The organism is Archangium violaceum (genome assembly GCF_016887565.1).
GTDB classification, from domain to species: Bacteria; Myxococcota; Myxococcia; order Myxococcales; family Myxococcaceae; genus Archangium; species Archangium violaceum_B.
In genome coordinates this window covers 2,883,451-2,901,552 of sequence record NZ_CP069396.1, presented here as the reverse complement: position 1 = coordinate 2,901,552, position 18,102 = coordinate 2,883,451, and the positions used below count along the sequence as shown (strand labels likewise).

The window sequence follows — 18,102 nt, the reverse complement described above, 5'->3', positions numbered from 1 at the left end:
CCGTCCTTCGGAAAGATGGAGTATGGCGGGAGGTGGAGCGGGTTAGAAGGTGTCGGGCGCCGTGTTGGCCACCACCTCGTCCAGCGTGGTGACGCCGTCCATCATCTTCGCCAGCGCCGACATGCGCAGCGAGCTCATGCCCAGGCGGATCGCCTCCTGCTTGAGCTCGGCGGCGGAAGCACCGTTGATGACCAGCTCCTTGAGGCCATCCCAGAAGGGCATGACCTCGTAGATGGCCACGCGGCCGCGGTAGCCGCGGTCGTTGCAATCGCGGCAGCCGACCTTCTCGTACATGGTGAAGGTGCCGAGCTTCTCCGCGGGTACGCCGGCGTTGAGCAGGGCCTGCTCGTCCACGCTCTCCGCCGGCCGCTTGCAGGCGGGGCACAGGCGGCGCGCCAGACGCTGGGCGAGGATCAGGTTGAGCGAGGCCGTCACGAGGAAGGGCTCGATGCCCATGTTGAGCAGACGGCTCACCGTGCCAGGGGCGTCGTTGGTGTGCAGCGTGGAGAGCACCAGGTGGCCCGTGAGCGCCGCCTTCACCGCGATTTCGCCCGTCTCGAAGTCGCGGATCTCACCGATCATGATGATGTCGGGGTCCTGACGGAGGAAGGAGCGCAGCGCCGCGGCGAAGTTCAGGCCGATGTCTTCATGCATCTGCACCTGGTTGATGCCGGCGAAGTTGAACTCGACCGGGTCCTCGGCGGTGGCGATGTTGGTGTCGATCTGGTTGAGCGACGCGAGCGCCGAGTAGAGCGTCGTCGTCTTGCCGGAGCCCGTGGGACCCGTCACCAGTACCATGCCGTAGGGACGCTCGATGGCCTCCTTGAACCAGGCCAGGGGCTGCGCATCGAAGCCCAGCTTCGTCATGTCCAGCTGGAGGTTCGACTTGTCCAGGAGGCGGAGCACCACCTTCTCGCCGAAGAGCGTGGGGCACACGCTCACGCGGAAGTCCATCTCCTTGCCACCGCCGAGCTTGATCTTGATACGGCCGTCCTGCGGCAGGCGGCGCTCGGAGATGTCCAGGTCCGCCATGATCTTCAGACGGCTGGTGATGGCGTTCTTGAGCTTCATCGGCGGACGCATCACCTCGTAGAGGGAGCCGTCGATGCGGAAGCGGACGCGGAAGTCCTTCTCGTAGGGCTCGACGTGGATGTCCGAGGCGCGCTTCTTGATGGCGTCCTGGAGGATGAGGTTCACCAGCTTGACGACGGGGGCGTCGTCCGCGGCGCGGGCCATCTCCTCGATGTTGCCCTCCTCCTCCTCCTTGGCCACCTCGATGTCCTCGGCGATCTCGTCGACGAGGGCGTTCATGTCCGGGCCCTTCTCGGCGTAGTAGCGCTCGATGGCCTCGCGGATGGAGATTTCGGAGGCGACCACCGGCTCCACGTTGTAGCCGGTGAGGAACTTCAGGTCGTCCACCGCGTAGATGTTGGACGGGTCGCACATCGCCACGATGAGCGAGGGGCCGGCGCGGTTGACGGGGATCACCAGGTGCTTCTCGGCCACTTCCTTCGGCACGAGCTTGATGATCTCCGCGTCGATGTCGAAGTCCTTCAGGTTGATGGCCGGAACGCCGTACTGCTTGGAGAGGAAGTCGGTGAGCTTGGACTCCTCGATGGCGCCCGTCTTGATGAGGGCCGTGCCAATGCGCGTGCCGTTCTTCTGCTGCTCTTCCTGGGCCTTGCGCAACTGCTGGACGGAAATGAGGTTCTCGCGAACCAGCAGTTCACCAAGTCGACCGGACATTCAAAAGCCTCGAGCGTTGGGATGACGAATGGCGCCCGCCGCGTGACGACGCGAGCGGACACCCGAGATGCGCGAAAGCAAGAGCGCATGAGACGGGTGGATTAAAGGAAGTGACGCGCAACCCTGTCAAGGCGGCGCCCCGGACCCCCTCCCCCACCAACTCGCTGAATCCTTTCAGGAAAATTTCAGTCGGACGCCCGTGCGATCACCGTCCGGGCAGCCTCGACGTCCCTCTTGATCTGCCCCACCAGTTCCGCTACCGACCCGAACCGCCGCTCGGCGCGCAGCCGCTCCAGGAACTGCACCCGCAGCTCCTTGCCGTACAGGTCCCCCTGGTAGTCCAACAGGTGCGCCTCGATGGTGACCTCGTTGACCCCGAAGGTGGGTTTGACACCGATATTGGCCACCCCGGGGCGCCAGGAGGACTCCGGCTCGCCGCGAAGGCGGACGCGGATGGCGTACACGCCGGCGGCCGGGCGCAGCTCGTTCTGGGTGTCCACGTTGGCGGTGGGGAAGCCGATGCCCCGGCCCCGGCCGTGACCCGTGACGACGGTGCCGTCCAGATCGAACGGCCGCCCCAGGAGCCGCTGCGCGGCCCCCACCCGACCCTCGAGGATGTACTCGCGCACCTTGGAGGACGAGGCCACCACCCCATCCACCGTGACGGGAGGCACCACGTGCACCTGGGCCCCCCGGGCGGCGGCGGCCTCGCGCAGGGTGTCCGCGGTGCCGGCGCGAGCGGCTCCATAGGTGAAGTCGTAGCCCACCACGATGTGACGCGCGCCCACCACGTCCAGCAGCGAGGCCTCGAAGTCGCGCGGCGAGTGGCGGGCGTACTCCAGCGTGAAGGGCTGCACCACCACCGCCTCCAGCCCGAAGGCCTCGAAGAGCTCCAGCTTGCGCGGCAGCAGGGTGATGAGCTTGGGGGCCAGGTCCGGCTGGAGCACCTTGCCCGGGTGGGGTTGGAAGGTGAGCGCGGCGGGAGCGCCGTGGCGCCGGGCCTCGGCGAAGAGGGCCTGGTGGCCCAGGTGCACCCCGTCGAAGTTACCCAGCGCGAGCGCGCAGCCGGCCAGCTCCCGCGCCTCCGTGACACCGTGGAAGACCTTCATGGGGCGCCGGTATAGCGCCAAAGCCGTCGCTTTGCCCTGGTCAGACCGCCCCACCCCGTGAGAAGAGGCGCCCCAGCGTCACGCATCCGTCATGCCCCGTCCTCGCCTCCTCCCCGATCCCGTCGGCCTGCATCTGGCCAGTCTCGAAACCCCACCCGACTGGGACGCGGAGTTCGGCTTCTCCGGCCCCCTGGAGCTGGAGATCGGCTCCGGCGCCGGCGGCCATGCCCTGGAGTATTGCCGGCGCCACCCCGAGGTGCGCTTCGTCGCCTTCGAGTGGCGCAAGAAGTACGCGCGCGACACCCTGGACCGGGCCAGCAAGATGGGCCTGCGCAACCTGCGCGTCATGGAGGCGGACGCACGCTTCGTGGTGCCGCGCATCTTCGCCTCGGGCTCGCTGGACGCCATCCACCTGCAGTTCCCCGACCCCTGGTGGAAGCGCGCCCACTTCAAGCGCGCCGTCATCCAGCCCGAGTTCGCCCGCCTCCTGCTGGACCGGATGAAGCCGGGCGGCCTCTTCGACATGCGCACGGACGTGCAGGACCGGGGCGTCGCCATGCTGGCCATCCTCGAGGACGCCGGCTTCATCAATCCGCTCGGCAAGGGGGTGTTCCACCCCTATGACCCCGAAGAGGTCCCCTCCACGCGCGAGCGGCGCTACCTGGCCAGCGGCGAGCCCGTGTACCGCGGTCGCCTGCGCAAACCCACCTGAGGCGTCGGCTCCTCCCCTCACCTCCAGTCGACTGGAAGTGATGTAGGCGGAGGTGTACGCCAATGTTCCCATCCCGGTCCGGTCCACGGCTCCCGCCCCAGCGGGCTGGCGGGCGAGTGACTTGGCAGCACGTCCCTTCCAGGAAAGAATCGGCGGACCTCGGAAGTCCGAAAAGCACCCATGGTGAACGGCAGCGATATGGCGGACGGCTCGATCAGGAAGACGGGAGAGACAGTCCGCCGCACCGGGTCCACGACTTCGTACGCCAACCGCACCATCCTGGTCGTCGACGACGATCCGGCCAACATCACGCACGTGCGCGATGGCCTGGCCTCGCACGGCTACCGCTTCCGCGAGGCGCTCGATGGCGCCGAGGCCCTGCGCTCGGTGCGTGAGGTCCGCCCGGACCTCATCATCATGGACGTGGAGATGCCGCGGCTGGGCGGAGTGGAGGTGTGCCGCATCATCAAGGCCAACGGGGGCGAGGGCGGCTTCGGCTTCATCCCGATCATCCTGGTGACGGCGCGGCAGGCGGGGGGAAAGATCGAGGGCCTGGAGCTGGGGGCGGACGACTACCTGGTCAAGCCCTTCGACATGCTGGAGCTGTCCGCGCGGGTGAAGTCCATGCTGCGCCTCAAGGCGCTGCAGGACACGCTGATGGAGAAGAACCGCGAGTTGGACCACAAGAACCGCGAGCTGGACCGGGCCAACAAGGAGCTGGCGCAGAAGCGCGAGGAGCTGCTGGCCCTCACCCGCACGGACGCGCTCACCGGCCTGAGCAACCGCCGCTACTTCGAGGAGCGGCTGGCCGAGGAGTTCGCCCGCGCCACGCGCTACCGCTCGCCCCTGGCGCTGGTGATGCTGGACATCGACCACTTCAAGCGGCTCAACGACTCCTACGGCCACCCCTTCGGGGACGAGGTGCTGCGCACCGTGGCCCGCACGGTGAAGGGCAAGCTGCGCGAGGTGGACTTCGTGGCGCGCTACGGCGGCGAGGAGATCATCGCCCTGCTGCCGGAGACGGGCCCCAAGGAGGCGCTCGGGGCGTGCGAGCGGGTGCGAGAGGCCATCGCGGCACTCCAGCTGGAGCACCGCGCCCAGGACGGCTCCCGCAAGGAGGTGCGATGCACGGCCTCCCTGGGAGTAGCCAACGCACCCGACCCCCGCCTGGTGGGCGTGGAGGACCTGCTGCGCGCCGCCGACACCTGCCTCTACGAGGCCAAGGCGGCCGGCCGCAACTGCGTCCGCCAATACCAGGAAGAGGGCTCGAACTGACACTGCCCCTTGGCGAGCGCGGCGCTTTGGCCTAGATGGCTGATTCATGCGCCTGCTGCCAACGATGCCGCTGCTCCTGCTGGCCCTGCTGGCCCTGGGAGGTTGCGGCCGAACCGGCTACGACACGCCCGACAAGGCCTACAAGACCTTCCACTCCCATGTGCGCAACGGGGAGTACAAGCAGGCCTGGGCGGCCCTCTCCAAGCCCACCCAGGACACCCTCCAGCAACGGGCCCAGGCGGCGGCCCAGGCTTCTGGCGGCGCGGTGAAGGCGGACCCGTTAGCCTTCTTCTTCGCGAATGTTCCTCCACCAACCGATGTTACGGAGGTCACGCTGGCGAGCGAGGAGGGGGACGTGGCGACGGTGGGCGTGGTCTCCTCGAGTGGAAAGAGCCAGGTCCGGATGGTTCGAGAACCGTCCGGATGGAAGGTAGACCTTACGGATTCCCTCCAGCAACCGTGAGACCAGGCCTTACCCAGGCCACTCGCGCCTCAATCAGGTAGCATACGAACGTGAACGATCGGAAGACACGGCGGATTGCCCCCGCAGTCGAGGTCATCCGGCGCCCGGCCGCCGCTCCCGGCACCCCCGCGCCCACCCCGACGCCCGCGAGCACCGTCAGCCCTCGCCCTACCCCCACTCCCACCCCGCGGCCCACGCCGACCCCGACGGCCACACCCACGCCGTCGGCTCCTCCCGTCTCCGTGACGCCTCGCTCCGTGGTGCCTCCCACCCCCGCGCCCCGGCCCACGCCGACCCCGGCCGCCCCCTCCATGCCGGCGGCGCCCCCGGTCCCCGTGGCGCCTCGGACCGTGGTGCCCGGCACCTCCGCCTCGCCCCGTCCCGCCCCCTCGGCGGGCCGCGCGCCAGGGATGGGCTCGATGGGTCCTCGCCCCGGCGGAGGCTTCGGCCGCCCCAGGGCGCCCCGTCCGCCTCCCACTCCCGAGCAGATCCTCGCACTCGCCACCAAGGAGCACGTCCCGGCGCGCATCGCCAAGGGCGAGCTCGAGGGCAAGATGAAGTGCCGGGTGTGGCGCAAGCTGCACGCCGAGGAGGCCAAGCGCTTCGACCAGGTGTACGAGCTGATGGGCAAGAACCCGGGCCTGTCGCTCCCGGATGCCTTCGGCGTGCTGCAGAGCGGCCTGACCGTGGCCGAGTTCCTCTCGCGCAAGGAGCGCACCCAGCGCAAGGCGGCCGTGAAGCAGGCCCGTGGCGAGGTGGATGACACCTCGGTGGCCCACTTCATCAACGGGCTCGTGGAGTCGAAGACGGAGCTGGCCGTCGTGCTGGGCGAGCGCACCGTGCTCGACACCGTGGCGAGCGTGGAGCCCATCTCCTTCGTGCTCGGCCGCAGCGGGCGCATGGAGAAGCTCCAGGTCGTCATGCTCACCCGCCGCTCGGACTGGGAGCAGCTCACGCCCCAGCTCGAGCGCGACCAGAAGCTGGCCCAGAAGCCCGCCAACGTCGCGCGCCAGCCGGACAAGCGGCCCTTCTCCGACCCCCGCCCCTTCCTCCCCCACCAGGGCGAGCTCGTGAAGCTGACGCTGCGCAATGGCATCCAGCTGTCCATGCCGCTGCGCGTGGTCGGCCGGTTCGACCTCATCGTCGGCGAGGACGGGCACGAGGTCTTCATCCCCCTGCACGCGCTCGTGCGCTTCTCCCCGGTGGATGCCGCGGAGACGGACACGGCCGACGCGTCCGACGGCTCCGACGAGTCCGGGCAGAACGACTAGCCCCGAGGAACGCCGATGACCTTCTTCTCCAAGATCATCAAGCCGCTGCTGGCCCTCGCCCTGGCGGGCGCGGTGCTGAGCGCCGAGCAGGGCTGCTCCAAGCCCGCGAGCCCACCGGAGCCCTCCGCCCCCGCGGCCCCCGCCGCCCAGGAGGCGAAGAAGCCCGGTGAGCCGCGCACCATCGCGCTCTCCGTCACCGAGAAGGGCTACGAGCCGAGCCCCGTCACCCTCAAGCAGGGCGAGCCCGTGAAGCTGGTGCTGACCCGGACCACGGACCATACCTGCGCGACGGAGATCGTCCTCGAGGAGTACGGCATCGACACGAAGCTGCCCCTCAACCAGCCGGTGGAGGTGTCCTTCACCCCCACCAAGACGGGCAAGCTCGTCTACGGCTGCGCCATGGGGAAGATGATCAGCGGCGTGTTCATGGTGGAGTGAGCCCACCGGACACGACGAGGGGGCCGGCCACCCGCCGCGGGTGGAGGCCCCCTTCGTGTTTTCAGTCCTGGCACGACAGCGGCTGCACCAGCGTCGCCGCCCGGTGGCGCGCGAGGTGGAAGGCCGGCCAGCCTCCCGGCATGGGCTCGGAGAAGCGGCAGAACCGGCTCCGGATGTTCGTCGCGAACGTGCCCTCGGGATTCCGGGCCAGGTGTGCGGCGAGCTCCGGCGCGGCGTCCTCGGACAGCGACAGCAGCATGTAGGACTCATCCAGCGAGGAGCCCTCCACGGAGCGCTCGAGGTTGCCGCGCGCGATGAAGGCATCCGGGTTGAGCACGTTGAGCGCCGCGACGAAGCCGAGCGCGCCGACGAAGGCACCGATGGCGAAGCGCTCCGGGCGCCACCACAGCGTCACCGCGCGCCAGGCGAGCACCCCGGCCAGGGCCACCATGAAGACGTGCGTGTACACGCGCAGGTGCGTGTAGCCGTAGGCGGACTCGTAGAGCGCCATGCGCTTCATCGCCGACGCGAGGATGACCAGCACCAGGCCCACCATCGCCGTGCACGAGGCCTGGAAGGCGGTGAGCTGCCCCTGGCTCTTCAGCCGCGTCCAGCGCGCCAGCGCCAGGCTGAGGCCCAGCGTCATCACCGACACCGTGAGCAGCTCGAAGAAGCCGCGCCGGGCATACTCGGAGTACGTGAGCCCCGAGGGCAGATGCGCCTCGCCGAAGAAGAAGGCGAGCTGGATGCCGGCGAAGCCCAGGAAGAGCAGGTCCACCAACCCCACGAGCGTGAGGGCCTCGGTGAAGCCCAGGCGGGGAACGGCCGGAGTGACTTCCGACTCCCCCACCTCGGAGCCATGGCGGCGGCGGCGCAGCGCATGGGCGAGCAGGCCGAGCACCCCGAACGCGCTCCCGCCAACGAACACCGCCCGCCAGAGGCCATCCAGGAACGTCAGGTCCGAGCCGAAGGACAGCACCCGCGCCACCGCGTCCTCGAAGACCGCGTCCGCCGAGACGAGCAGGGCCGTGAAGATGAACAGCACGGGCACGGCGAGCAGCGCGCCGCGCAACACCGGCATCAGCTTCGGCACCTGCTCGCGAGCCGAGGACAGGTCCACCTCCGCGCGCAACACGCCCGGTGGCAGCAGCGCGGCGCGGAAGAACGTGCCGAGCACGGTGAACGGGTAGCTCCACAGCCCGAGCCGCTCCACGCGTCCGGCCGCCCAGAAGTGCGTCACCAGGAGCAGCAGGAAGCCCGAGGCGAGCACGTTGAGCGTGGTGAGGAACGGGCTGGCGCGCACGAAGACCATGCCGGAGAAGAACAGCAGCGGCACGAGCAGCCAGGAATTGGGACGGGCCCGCTGCCAGCCCTCGCGGCCGCCGAGCGTGAGCAGCGCCGACACGAGGAGCACGATGAACAGAGGGAACGAGAGGCCGAGCGAGGGTCCGTCGAAGAGCACCTCGGCGCAGACGCCCAGCCCGAGCGCCGCGAGCAACGTCGCCCGGGGCCGACGGAGACGGGACACGGCGGGGGCCGGGGAAACCTCGGCGGTATCGGTCGGAAAACCAGAAGCGGCGATCGTCATACGGGACTCCAGGGGCGCGAGTTCGTCGCGCGGTGCAGTGCAAGGTTGGGCCCATCCAGCGCGCCCGCGAGGGCCTCCACGCCGAACGGTCGGTTCGCGGCGCCGAGCGGTCGGACGCCCTTGGGCGTGTGTCCGCGCCGCCACGGGTGCGGCCGGTGAACCACGCCCTCTCCCCGCGTGAAGTCCACGAGCGGAAACTCCTGCTCACCCGTTCCGTTCCGGCGTCCTCCAGGGAGACTGTCCCGCCCCATCAGACCCCGGACGCCCGGTTTCTCGGCATGACGCCCGAAGACGGCTAGGCTTGGCCCTCCTTCCCCATGGGCGGCGCGGCGGAACTCTTCACCCGACACGTGTTCCTGGACCTCGAGACGACGGGGTTGGATCCGCGCGTCGACGAGGTCATCGAGCTCGGCGCCCTCTTCGTCGAGAACGGTCGGGTCGTGGACAAGTACGTCCACTTCTTCTCCGCCTCGCGCCCCCTGCCCCTCACCATCCGCCGCCTCACGGGCATCGAGGACGCGATGCTCGCCGGCCAGCCCCGGCTCGCGCAGAAGGTGCCCGAGCTGCGCAAGTTGCTCGCCGGCTGGACGGTGGTGGCGCACAACGCCTCCTTCGAGAAGGGCTTCCTCCCGGACCTGCTGGGCCCCATCCGCGCCCCGGTGCTCGACTCGTGCGAGCTGATGCACTACCTGCACCCGGAGCTGTCCAGCCACTCGCTGGAGGCCCTGCTGCGCTGGGCCGGCAAGGGCCCTCGCTCGCGGCACCGCGCCATGACGGACTGCGAGGCCACCCACGCCGTGCTGGTGCACGCCATGGAGGGCTGCATCCGCGACGGGCGCGCCGATGACCTCGCCGACCTGCTGGAGACGTTGGATCCGCGCGCCTCGCTGCGGCTCGCGCAGATAGAGGCCGGCGAGGCAGGGCTGGAGGATCTGGAGGGAGATATCGACCCGGAGGCGAGGCCCCTCGTCTCGGTGCTCACTGGCCTGTGGAACCTGTGCCGGAGACACTCCGCCCCTCTGAAGCTGGAGGCCACGGGCTTCCTCCCCGGCCGCCCCGAGCACCTGCGGACCAACGGCACGAAGCCGCCCCCCGAGCCGGAAGAGGACACTCCGGTGGAGCCCGTCCGCGCCGAGGAGGTGTCGGCGCTGCTCGGCCCTGGAGGCGCATTGGAGCGCGCGCAGGAGGGCTTCGCGGCCCGGCCCGCGCAGCTCGAGATGGCCCAGGCCGTGGCGCGCACGCTCTCCGAGGGCGGGCAGCTCGCGGTGGAGGCCGGCACGGGCACGGGCAAGTCGCTGGCGTACCTGACGCCCGCGGCCCTCTTCGCCGCTCGCAACGGGCGCAAGGTGGGCGTGGCCCCGCATACCAAGACGCTGCAGGACCAGCTCATCGAGAAGGACCTGCCCCGCCTGCACCGCGCCACCGAGGGCGCCTTCTCGTACGCGCTCCTCAAGGGCCAGACGAACTACCTCTGCCGCCGCCGCGCGCTCGACATCACCCGCGTGGAGCCCGGCATGAGCCACGCCGCCCGGGCCCCCCGCGCCTACCTGCGCGCCCTGATGCGACGCGGCCGCGAGGGAGACCTCGACCGGCTGAGCCACTGGTTCCGCGAGCGCTTCCCCGTGCTGCTCGCGCTGGCGCCGGCGGTGCGCTCGGAGGCGGCCACCACGCTGGGCGAGCGCTGCCCGCATTACCACCGCTGCTACTACCACTCGGCGGTGGCCCAGGCGCGCGACGCGGACGTGCTCGTCATCAACCAGTCGCTCGCCTTCGCGTGGCCCCTGCGCTACCCGAAGCTGGACCACCTGGTGCTCGACGAGGCGCACGAGGTGGAGGACGTGGCCACCACCGCGCTCTCCTCGGAGCTGTCGGACCTGGCATTCTCCCGGCTCACCGAGCGGCTGCATGGACGCGACGGGCGGCGCGGCCTCTTCGCGGAATTGAGGCGGGCGCTGTTCGCCTCGCGGCGCGCGGAGGCCCGCGTGCTGATGAGCGAGGTGGAGAGCTCCCTGCTCTCGGTGGGCGCGGCCTCGCGGGCCCTGGGCGAGCACGTGGTGGGGCTGTGCGAGCCGGCCGCCACGAGCGCCTCGGAGGACGCGGACGAGTCCGCCTACGCGCCGGAGCTGCGCATCACGGGCGAGGTGCGGGCCTCCGCCGCGTGGGAGCCGGTGCGCGAGGGACTGGTGGAGGTGCGCGAGTGCCTCCAGTCGCTGCACAAGCTGCTGACGGTGGGGCTGGCGGAGGTGTTGCCGGACCTCGCGGTGAAGATTCCGCCGCTGGAGCGGGAGCTGGCGGGCGCCGTCTCGGAGGTGCAGGAGCTGACGACGCTGGCGTCGGAGCTGTCCGACGACCCCTCGGAGGGCCGGTGCTACGCGGCCACGGCGGTGCCTCGCAAGCAGCGCTGGAGCCTGCTCGCGCAGCCGGTGAACGTGGCGGCCTATGTGTCGAGGGACTTCGCGCAGCACAAGCGGGCCCTGGTGCTGGCCTCGGCCACGCTGAGCACGGGCACCGAGCGGATGCCGTACGTGCTCGGCCGGCTGGGACTGGACGGGCGCAACGAGGGGATTCCACCACCCCGGCTGCTGCGCGCGCCCACGCCCTTCGACCTGCGCAAGCAGGCGCTGGTGGTGCTGGTGACGGACGCGCCCCGCGCGCACGAGGAGGCGTTCATCGACTGGGCCGCGATGCGCGTGTCCGGGATTGCCCAGGTGATGGGCGGGCGAGTGCTGGGGTTGTTCGCCTCCACGCGGCGGATGGAGCGCGTAGCGGACCAGGTGAAGGCGAAGCTGGAGCCGCAGGGTATCGAGGTGATGCGGCAGTCACGGGGGCACGGACGCTCACTTGCGGCGCGGCAGGAGAAGGACACCGGCACGGTGCTGCTGGGCACGAAGAGCTTCTGGCAGGGCGTGGACATCCCCGGCCGGGGCGTGGGGTGCGTCTTCATCGACAAGCTGCCGCTGGAGCCCGCCAGCCGCCCGCTGGTGGCCACGCGCGAGGAAGCACTGGCCCGTGGAGGCAACGCGCACCTGGGATTCCTGTACTACCGGCTGCCTCGGGCGTTGCTGATGCTGCGCCAGGGCGTGGGCCGGCTCATCCGCTCGCACGGGGACCGGGGCGTGGTCGTCATCGCCGATCCCGGCCACCCCAGCTACCGGCAGTTGATACTGGACGCGCTCGCCGGCTACCGCGTGGAGCTGCTCCCGTGGTCCGAGGCCCGCGTGCGTCTCTATGCGGCCATCGAAGAGATGGGGCTCATCCGGCGCGCCTAACCGGGTGGCGGCCCGAGTTCCAAGGGGTCCCACACGAGTTCCTCGGTAGGAATCAGGACCATGTTGGTGAACCCGTGCCGCTCCACGAAGCGCGCGAAGCGCTCGGAGACGACCAGACGCCCAGTCAGCCCCCGGGGACGGAAGATGTCCTCTCCCTGCCAGGTACCAGCCTCCAGAGTGAAGCCATGGATGGCGTTCTTGGTCGCATTGCGGCACTCCTCGCACGTGGGAGGCTCGTCGGCATAACGGATACGGCTGCGCACCAGATCCACCGCAGCGCGGCCATAGCGGGCCGTGACGGCCAGGTAGCAAGGCACGTGAGCGGACTTGGGGCCTCGCCGCTTGCGGCGCACCCGTACCACCTCCACTGGGTGGAAGCCCTCCAGCCCCGTGAGTCCATCCTCCTTGAAAGCCTGGACGAGCCGCTCGGAGATGAAAAGGTAATGCCCCGGGGCTTCGATGAAGTCCCCGAATTCCTCACCGTGCAACATCAGCTCGACGCGGTAAGGGGGAAGCCACCTCATCATTCCAATGGGGCCACCGCACCTCGGACAATGAGCGCCCTCTTCGCGATTGATGGGCTCGACCTTCTCGACATCGACATCGTAACGAGACCCGAGCGCGCCCTTCTCCAGGACAAAGAAGCGTGGGGAGGCTGACGACTCAGAAGCCATTGGGGAACCTCGCACGCATCAAGGGCCGATTGTAGATTTCCCGAAGGAAGGACTCGAACTGCTTCGGGGTCGCCATTTCGTTGCCCTCGAGCCATTTGATGACCTCCGCGTCCACCTTCCGGTGCCACTCCTGATAGCCGCAGTGGGCCTTCTCATCATCGGCCCGGGAGACGAAGCGCGGGTCGCGTGGTTTGTAATGGCCGCGAAGTGTTCCGTGTTCCTCCAACGCCTTGGCGATGGGCTTGGAGATGATGTGGTGCAACTGCCCCTTGCACTCCTTCGGCTCGGAACAGTCGGAGGCAGCCTCGGCCTCGATCGCCGCCTCCGCCTTCTGACCGGCCTCCTCCACCACCTTGGCCAGCGCCGCGATCTTCTCCAGCTGCGCGAGAATCTCCGCCGCCTTCTTCGGGTGGGTCTGCATCAGCGTCTCGCACGCGCTGAACATCCCCGCCTTGCAGTGGCACACCGTCGTCGTCTCACCCGGCGTGCATGGGATTTGCGTGAGTAGTAGCAGCAGCAGACTCGCGAACACGTGGCTCCTCCAGGGGCCTCCGTTCAGACTACTTGGAGCCCTCTGACTCGTTCACGTATCCCACTCGAACGTATCCGCGGCATCCTCGATGATGCGGGGCGCCAGCACCTTGAGCAGCTCCTCGGGCTTCGCTCCCGACGCCTGGACCTCCACGTCGCCCAGCAGCGCCTGGTCCGGGTAGCCGATGCACACCACCTTCACCTTCAGGCCCCCGCTCTCCGTGGGGTGGATCTCCGTCTGCAGCCGGTAGCCGTGGATGCCGTGCTTGCGCAGGACGCCCTGCGCCGCCGCCTTGCTCTCCTTCGCCGGAGCCAGCAACGCCCCCACCTGGGTCAGCTTCCGTCGCATCCGCGCCTCGGTGACCTTCACCACCTCCGGCCGCAGCTGGCCCGTCTTGTCCTTCACCCCACCGAGCTGCACGTAGAGCTTCGGTGCCCGTGCCTTCAAATCCTGCAGCACCTGGAGCGAGGTCTGGATGGCCGTCCGCGCCGCCGCATCCGTCTCGCTCTTCCGGGCCTTGAGGCACTCCAGTCCGGCCAGCTCCTTCAGCTTCCCCAACGCCTGGGCCGAGGCCGCCCGCACCTGCTCACTCGAATCCTTCAGCCCATCACACAGCGGTTTCAGGGCCTCCGGATCATCCGAGGCCCCCAGACCGAGCGCGGCCTGTGAGCGCTGCTTGGGATCCGTCCCCTTCCCGAGCTGTTTGCTCAAGGAAGCTGTCCGGGAGTCCACCTGGGCCAGGACGGCCCCTGGCAACGAGAGAAGAAAGAGAGCGATAAGCGAGAACGGGCGCCGCATGTCTGGGAACCGATCCTAGCCCGGTCCGCGAAGAACACAGCGCCCCCCCGGGCACGCCGCGGGGCGTCACTTCTTCCAGCCGAACGAGCTCGCGGCCTCCTCGATGGCCCGGGGCGCCAGCGCCTCCAGCATGTCCCCCTGCTCCGCTCCGGACGCCTGCACCTCCACGTTCCCGATGAGCTGCTTGCCCGGGTAGCGCAGGCACATCACCGACAGCTTCAACCCCCCATCGGGTCCGGGGCGGATCTCCGCCATCAGCCGGTAGCCCTGGATCTTCTCCTTCTTCAGCACCCCCCGGGCCTCCGCCTCGCTCTCCTTCTCCGGGGCCAGCCGGGCGCCCAGCTGGGTCAGCTTCCGCCGCATCCGCGCCTCGGTGGCCTTCACCCACTCCGGAGGCACCGTCCCCGTCGCGTCCTTCACCCCGTTGAGCATCACGTACAGACGCGCGGGCCGTGCCTTCAGCTCGCGCAGCGTCTTCAGGGCCGCCGTGATGGCCGCCTGGGCCGCCTCGTCCGGCTCCTCCTTCCGAGCCTCCAGGCACTCCACGCCCCCCACCTCGCCCAGCTTCCCCAGGGCCTCGGCCGCCGCCGCCCTCACCTCCCCGCTCGGGTCCTGGAGCCCCTCACACAGGGGCTGGAGCGCCTGCGGGTCCTCCGACTCTCCCAGCACCCGGGCCGCCTGGATGCGCTGCGGGGGCTCGGCTCCCTTCCTCAGCAACCGGCCGAGCGAGGCCGTCTGGGGATTCGTCTGGGCTACGACGGTTATGGGGAGAACAAGCAGGAAGCAGGCGACAAGGTGGGATGGGAAGCGCATGTCAGGCTTCGATCCTAGCCCGGTCCATAAGAAACGCAGCGCACCCACCACTTGTGGCATATACCCTCACCATGTCCTCTGTCCTGTCCGCCTCCCAGATTCGCGAGGCGTTCCTCAAGTTCTTCGAAGAGCGCGGTCACCGCCGCGTCGCGTCGTCTTCCCTCGTCCCCCAGAACGACCCGACCCTGCTGTTCACCAACGCGGGCATGGTCCAGTTCAAGGACGTCTTCACCGGGCGTGAGAAGCGCGACTACGCACGCGCCACCACTTCGCAGAAGTGCGTGCGCGCCGGCGGCAAGCACAACGACCTCGACAACGTGGGCTACACCGCTCGCCACCACACGTTCTTCGAGATGCTCGGCAACTTCTCCTTCGGCGACTACTTCAAGGCCGAGGCCATCGCCTACGGCTGGGAGTTCGTGACGAAGACGCTCGGGCTGCCCAAGGACCGGCTCGCCGTCACCGTGTTCAACGGCGAGCGGGGCATCCCCTGGGACGAGGAGGCCTTCGAGCTGTGGGCCAAGCAGGGCGTGTCCCGCGACCGCATCCTCAAGCTCGGCTACAAGGACAACTTCTGGGCCATGGGCGACACCGGCCCGTGCGGTCCGTGCTCGGAAATCCACTTCCACCAGGGCAACGACATCCCCTGTGTCGAGGAGGCCGCGGGCCGTCCGTGTCAGGGCGTGGCATGTGACTGCGACCGGTGGCTCGAGATCTGGAACCTCGTGTTCATGCAGTTCGAGCGCAAGGAGAAGGACGCGCCGCTCATCCCGCTGCCCAAGCCGTCCATCGACACGGGCGCGGGCCTCGAGCGCATCGCGGCCGTCGTCCAGGGCAAGCGCTCCAACTACGACACGGACGTCTTCCAGGGCATCCTGTCCACGGTGAGCCAGCTGATCGGCAAGCCCTACACCCAGGAGGGCGGGGCCTCCATGCGCGTGGTCGCGGACCACAGTCGCGCCACCGCCTTCCTCGTCGCCGATGGCGTGCAGCCCTCCAACGAGGGCCGCGGCTACGTCCTGCGCCGCATCATGCGCCGCGCCATCCGCCACGGCTCGCTGCTGGGCCTGGACGAGGTCTTCTTCTTCAAGGTCGTGGACCGCGTCATCGAGCTCATGGGTGATGCCTACCCCGAGCTGCGCGAGAACCGCACCTTCCTCCTCGAGGTCTCCCGCCACGAGGAGGAGAGCTTCCGCCGCACGCTCAGCCGCGGCATGAAGCTCATCGACGAGGAAGTCTCCCGGATGAAGAAGTCCGGCGAGAAGGTGCTCGAGGGAAAGAAGGTCTTCGACCTGCACAGCACCTATGGCTTCCCGTGGGACCTCACGCAGATCATCCTCCGCGAGCGTGGTTACGAGGCCGACCTCGAGGGCTTCGAGAAGGAGATGGAGGAGGAGGCGAAGCGGGGCAAGTTCGCCGGCTCCGGTGACAAGGCGGTGGGCGCCATCTACCAGCAGCTGCTCGAGCGGCTGGGCCCCAGCGAGTTCCTCGGCTACGAGGGCGTGGGGCACGAGGGCGAGGGCTCCGTGCGCGCCATTCTCAAGGGCGGCGCCGAGGTGACGCACGCCAGCGAGGGTGACGAGGTGGAGCTGGTGCTCGACCGCACGCCCTTCTACGGCGAGTCCGGCGGCCAGATGGGCGACACCGGCCGCATCGTGGGCCACGGTGGCAAGGCGGTGGCGCAGGTGAAGGACGCGCAGCGTCCGGTGTCCGGCCTCATCGTCCACGAGGTGAAGGTGACCCAGGGCACCTTCAAGGTCGGCGACATGGTGCAGGCGGGCGTGGACGGCGATCGGCGCTCGTCCATCCGCGCCAACCACTCGGCCACGCACCTGCTGCACAAGGCGCTCAAGATGGTGCTCGGCGAGCACGTCAAGCAGGCCGGCTCCGTGGTGGCGCCGGACTACCTGCGCTTCGACTTCTCGCACTTCGCGCCCATGACGCACGAGCAGCTCGAGCAGGTGGAAGACCTGGTCAACGGCTGGGTGCGCGAGAACACCGAGGCGCAGACGCGCATCATGAACCTGGAGGAGGCGAAGAAGTCCGGCGCCGTCGCCATGTTCGGCGAGAAGTACGGCGAGACGGTGCGCGTCGTCACCGTGCACCCGCAGTCCACCGAGCTGTGCGGCGGCACCCACGTGCGGCGCAGCGGTGACATCGGCCTCTTCAAGGTGCTCTCCGAGTCCGGCGTGGCCTCGGGCGTGCGGCGCGTCACCGCCGTCACCGGCCTGGGCGCGCTCCAGTACGTGCGCGAGACCGAGCGCGAGCTGAAGAAGGCCGCCGAGCTGCTGAAGACCTCGCCCAAGGACCTGGTCAAGCGCGTGGAGAGCACGCAGAAGCGCATGAAGGAGCTGGAGAAGAAGATCGAGGAGGTGGCCGTGAAGGCACAGGCCGGCTCCAGCAAGGATCTGCTCGACCAGGCGCGCGACATCAACGGGATGAAGGTGCTCGCCACGCGGATGGACCCGGCCGATCCGAACGTGTTCCGCGGGCTGGCGGATCAGCTGCGCGACCGCATCAAGTCCGGGGTGATCGTCATCGGCGGAGAGAAGGACGGCAAGGTCGTCCTGCTCGTGGCGGCCACCAAGGACGTGGTGGCCCGGGGCATCCACGCGGGCAACCTGCTCAAGGAGATGGCCAAGGAGGTCAACGGCCGCGGCGGTGGCAAGCCGGACCTGGCCCAGGGTGGTGGCGAGGACCCCTCGCGCATCCCCGCCGCCTTCGACAAGTTCTACGAGCTGGTCAAGGGAACGAGCCTCTCATGAGCCCGTCCGCCCGTGGCCTCGCGGCGCTCCTCTGCGCGGCGGCCCTCCTCGAGGGCTGCAAGAAGGAGGAGCCCGCCCCCCCCGAGGACCGCACCCTCGCCAAGCTGCGCGAGGAGGTGGATCGCGTGAACCAGGGCGGCGCTCCCTCCGGGCCGCCCTCGGACAACAGCACCGACCCCAACGCGCGGCTCGCCGGGCTCGCCACGGGCCAGGAGGAGGAGGAGGCGAAGACACTCGCCCTCCCCTCCACCAACCCGACCGTGCACGCGGACACGCTCGCCGTGAAGCTCACCGGACTCGAGTCGCTGCACTCGCTGCGCGGCTCGGGCAAGGTGGGCCTCACCACCGAGGAACTCTTCCTCCGCGTGCAGCTCATCGCCCAGAACGTCGGCACCGATCCCTCTCAACCCGCGCACGTCGCGTTCTCGACGGCGCGCGTGGTGGACGCGGCAGGAAAGGACTACCCCATCGCCCAGGACGCCCAGACCCTCGCCGGCACGCGCAAGCTGAACCGCACGTGGGAGCAGGACCAGCGCGACTCGATCGTCCTCATCTTCGAGGTGCCGCCGTCCGCTCTCGCTCCCGGGCTCACCCTCCTGCTGCCCACCAGCAGCGGCGAGGACGTTCGCCTGCCTCTGCAGCAATGAGG

14 protein-coding genes and 1 pseudogene are annotated in these 18,102 nt (G+C 69.3%); 8 read left to right on the top strand and 7 right to left on the bottom strand.

Features of this window, described 5'->3' with window-relative positions; genetic code table 11:
• Nucleotides 1–42: 42 nt before the first annotated feature.
• Nucleotides 43–1,746 carry a type IV-A pilus assembly ATPase PilB gene (gene pilB / locus JRI60_RS12015; RefSeq protein WP_204225989.1) on the bottom strand — a complete coding sequence of 568 codons (1,704 nt, stop codon included), beginning with the start codon at nt 1,744–1,746 and terminating at the stop codon, nt 43–45.
• 185 nt (nt 1,747–1,931) lie between these two features.
• Nucleotides 1,932–2,855 carry a bifunctional riboflavin kinase/FAD synthetase gene (locus JRI60_RS12010; RefSeq protein ID WP_204225988.1) on the bottom strand — a complete coding sequence of 308 codons (924 nt, stop codon included), beginning with the start codon at nt 2,853–2,855 and terminating at the stop codon, nt 1,932–1,934.
• A 91-nt stretch (nt 2,856–2,946) separates the two neighbouring features.
• On the opposite strand from JRI60_RS12010, the gene trmB reads away from it, so the two are divergent.
• The 5 genes from trmB (at nt 2,947) to JRI60_RS11985 (ending at nt 7,014) form a co-directional block, all read left to right on the top strand.
• Complete coding sequence (gene trmB / locus JRI60_RS12005; protein ID WP_204225987.1) at nt 2,947–3,567, top strand: tRNA (guanine(46)-N(7))-methyltransferase TrmB; 621 nt, start codon at nt 2,947–2,949, stop codon at nt 3,565–3,567.
• Between the two features lie 198 nt (nt 3,568–3,765).
• Nucleotides 3,766–4,842 carry a diguanylate cyclase gene (locus JRI60_RS12000; protein ID WP_204228907.1) on the top strand — a complete coding sequence of 359 codons (1,077 nt, stop codon included), beginning with the start codon at nt 3,766–3,768 and terminating at the stop codon, nt 4,840–4,842.
• Nucleotides 4,843–4,888: 46 nt separating this feature from the next.
• Nucleotides 4,889–5,305, top strand: coding sequence for a DUF4878 domain-containing protein (locus JRI60_RS11995; protein WP_204225986.1), 417 nt, complete (start codon nt 4,889–4,891; stop codon nt 5,303–5,305).
• A gap of 50 nt (nt 5,306–5,355) precedes the next feature.
• Entirely contained in the window at nt 5,356–6,576 is a 1,221-nt protein-coding gene (locus tag JRI60_RS11990) for a hypothetical protein (protein WP_204225985.1), read from the top strand.
• Nucleotides 6,577–6,591: 15 nt separating this feature from the next.
• Nucleotides 6,592–7,014, top strand: a complete 423-nt coding sequence (locus JRI60_RS11985) for a cupredoxin domain-containing protein (protein WP_204225984.1) — start codon at nt 6,592–6,594, stop codon at nt 7,012–7,014.
• A 61-nt stretch (nt 7,015–7,075) separates the two neighbouring features.
• Here JRI60_RS11985 and JRI60_RS11980 read toward each other — a convergent pair whose 3' ends face one another.
• Nucleotides 7,076–8,602, bottom strand: a complete 1,527-nt coding sequence (locus JRI60_RS11980; protein WP_204225983.1) for a DUF4153 domain-containing protein — start codon at nt 8,600–8,602, stop codon at nt 7,076–7,078.
• A 317-nt stretch (nt 8,603–8,919) separates the two neighbouring features.
• Between JRI60_RS11980 and JRI60_RS11975 the strand changes: the two genes are divergently transcribed.
• The gene (locus JRI60_RS11975) at nt 8,920–11,871 is read left to right on the top strand and encodes a helicase C-terminal domain-containing protein (RefSeq protein ID WP_204225982.1); all 2,952 of its coding nucleotides are present in this window, start codon (nt 8,920–8,922) and stop codon (nt 11,869–11,871) included.
• On the opposite strand, the gene JRI60_RS11970 is transcribed toward JRI60_RS11975, so the two are convergent.
• The 4 genes and pseudogenes from JRI60_RS11970 to JRI60_RS11955 all read right to left on the bottom strand — a co-directional run bounded on the left by JRI60_RS11970 (nt 11,868) and on the right by JRI60_RS11955 (nt 14,688).
• Entirely contained in the window at nt 11,868–12,398 is a 531-nt protein-coding gene (locus JRI60_RS11970) for a double-CXXCG motif protein (RefSeq protein WP_239470468.1), read from the bottom strand. The two genes, JRI60_RS11975 and JRI60_RS11970, sit on opposite strands and share 4 nt — an antisense overlap.
• Nucleotides 12,399–12,534: 136 nt before the next feature.
• Nucleotides 12,535–12,816: pseudogene (locus JRI60_RS55085) on the bottom strand (hypothetical protein); the annotation flags it as partial.
• A 312-nt stretch (nt 12,817–13,128) separates the two neighbouring features.
• Nucleotides 13,129–13,788, bottom strand: a complete 660-nt coding sequence (locus JRI60_RS11960) for a HEAT repeat domain-containing protein (RefSeq protein ID WP_343213400.1) — start codon at nt 13,786–13,788, stop codon at nt 13,129–13,131.
• A 153-nt stretch (nt 13,789–13,941) separates the two neighbouring features.
• Nucleotides 13,942–14,688: a HEAT repeat domain-containing protein gene (locus JRI60_RS11955; RefSeq protein ID WP_204225978.1), complete on the bottom strand. Its 747-nt coding sequence runs from the start codon at nt 14,686–14,688 to the stop codon at nt 13,942–13,944.
• Nucleotides 14,689–14,759: 71 nt separating this feature from the next.
• Here JRI60_RS11955 and alaS point away from each other — a divergent pair, with 71 nt between their 5' ends.
• Together alaS and JRI60_RS11945 are read left to right on the top strand one after the other, a co-directional pair.
• A complete protein-coding gene (alaS, locus tag JRI60_RS11950) occupies nt 14,760–17,453 on the top strand; it encodes an alanine--tRNA ligase (protein ID WP_204225977.1) in 2,694 nt (897 codons plus the stop codon).
• Nucleotides 17,450–18,100, top strand: coding sequence for a hypothetical protein (locus tag JRI60_RS11945; protein WP_204225976.1), 651 nt, complete (start codon nt 17,450–17,452; stop codon nt 18,098–18,100). Before alaS ends, JRI60_RS11945 begins: the two co-directional genes overlap by 4 nt.
• Nucleotides 18,101–18,102: the final 2 nt, after the last annotated feature.